A 1,918-nucleotide genomic window follows, 5' to 3' on the forward strand; every position below is an offset into this window, starting at 1 on the left:
TGAGGGTCGGCCGGCAGTTGCTGCATTGCAACATCAAAGGCTGAAGAGCTGCGCAGGCGTCGCACAATACGCGATCCCGGGTCGTCCCGGCCTTTACCCGCGCGAAGACGGGGCCCCCTTCGTGCAAACAAGCAAAAACTCGCTCGCGGCACTCACCCTCGGCGCCATCGGCGTCGTCTACGGCGACATAGGAACCAGCGTCCTGTACGCGGTCAAGGAGGTGTTCGGCTCCGGCCACGTGCCCTTCACGGTGGGCAATGTGTACGGGATCCTGTCGATCTTCTTCTGGACGCTGACGGTCATCGTCTCGATCAAGTACGTGGTGCTGGTGCTGCGTGCCGACAACAACGGCGAGGGCGGGCTGGTCGCGATGCTGGCGCTGGCCTCGCAGGCGATCAAGGACAAGCCGCAGCTGCGCGCGGTGCTGCTGGCCCTGGGGATCTTCGGAACCTGCCTGTTCTACGGCGATGGCGTGATCACGCCGGCGATTTCGGTGCTGTCGGCGGTGGAGGGGCTGGAAGTGGTGTCGCCCCGCTTCGTCGAATGGGTGATCCCGCTGACGCTGCTGATCCTGTTCGGCCTGTTCGCCTTCCAGAAGCACGGCACCAGCGGCGTCGGACGCTACTTCGGGCCGGTCACCTCGCTGTGGTTCGTGGTGCTGGCGGTGCTGGGCGTGTCCAACATCGTGGACCACCCGCAGATCCTCACGGCCATCAGTCCGCACCATGCGCTGGGATTCATGTGGCGCAACCCGGGCACCACCTTCATCATCCTGGGCGCGGTGGTGCTGTGCGTGACCGGGGCGGAGGCGCTCTATGCCGATCTCGGGCACTTCGGCAAGAAGCCGATCCGGCTGGCCTGGTTCGCCATTGCCATGCCGGCACTCACGCTCAACTACTTCGGGCAGGGCGCGTTGTTGCTGGAGCGGCCCGAGGCGGTAAGGAACCCGTTCTACATGATGGCGCCCGACTGGGCGCTGCTGCCATTGGTGGCGCTGGCCACCGGGGCCACGGTGATCGCGTCGCAGGCACTGATCACCGGCGCCTTCAGCGTGACCAAGCAGGTGATGCAGCTGGGCTACCTGCCACGGCTGAACGTGCAGCACACCAGCGTGCGCGCGACCGGGCAGATCTACATCCCGGTCGTCAACTGGGGCCTGTTCGTGGCCATCGTGCTGGCGGTGGTGCTGTTCCGTTCGTCCAGCAATCTGGCTGCAGCTTACGGCATCGCCGTGACGCTGGATATGCTGATCACGACCGTGCTGACCTTCTTTGTGATCCGCTACGGCTGGCACTATCCGTTGTGGCTGTGCATCCTGGCGACCGGCTGGTTCTTCGTGGTCGACCTGACCTTCTTCGCCTCCAACATGCTCAAGTTGCTGCATGGGGGCTGGTTCCCGCTGGCCATCGGCGGCGCGATCTTCACGCTGATGATGACCTGGAAGCGTGGCCGCGCCATTCTCAACGACAAGCTGCGCAGCGACGCCATCGACCTCAAGAGCTTCCTGGATGCGGTGTTCGTCAACCCGCCAACGCGGGTCGAGGGCACGGCGGTGTTCATGGCCGCGGAACCGGGCTCGGTGCCCAACGCGCTGCTGCACAACCTCAAGCACAACAAGGTGCTGCACGAGCAGAACCTGTTCGTCACCGTGCGCAGCCACGAGGTGCCCTGGATCGGCATGGGCAAGCGGCTGGAGATGGAGTCGCTCGGGCGCAATTGCTGGCAGGTGGTGATCCACTACGGCTTCAAGAACGACTACGACGTGCCGCGCGCGCTGGAGCAGTTGCGCGGCCGCGGCTGCGAGCTGCAGGCCATGACCACCAGCTACTTCCTCTCGCGCGACCTGGTGGTGCCCACCATGGGCGGCGGCATGGCGCCCTGGCGCGAGAAGCTGTTCGCGCAGATGCACCACAACGCC

Annotated in this window: 1 protein-coding gene; it reads left to right on the forward strand. The window is 65.2% G+C overall.

All coding sequences use genetic code 11. From position 1 onward, the window contains the following. Positions 1 to 121 precede the first annotated feature (121 nt). A partial coding sequence (locus V6M63_RS19105; RefSeq protein WP_332744432.1) for a potassium transporter Kup occupies positions 122 to 1,918 on the forward strand: 1,797 nt, incomplete at its 3' end.

This window comes from Hydrogenophaga sp. (assembly GCF_036675665.1).
Taxonomy (GTDB): Bacteria; Pseudomonadota; Gammaproteobacteria; order Burkholderiales; family Burkholderiaceae_C; genus Hydrogenophaga.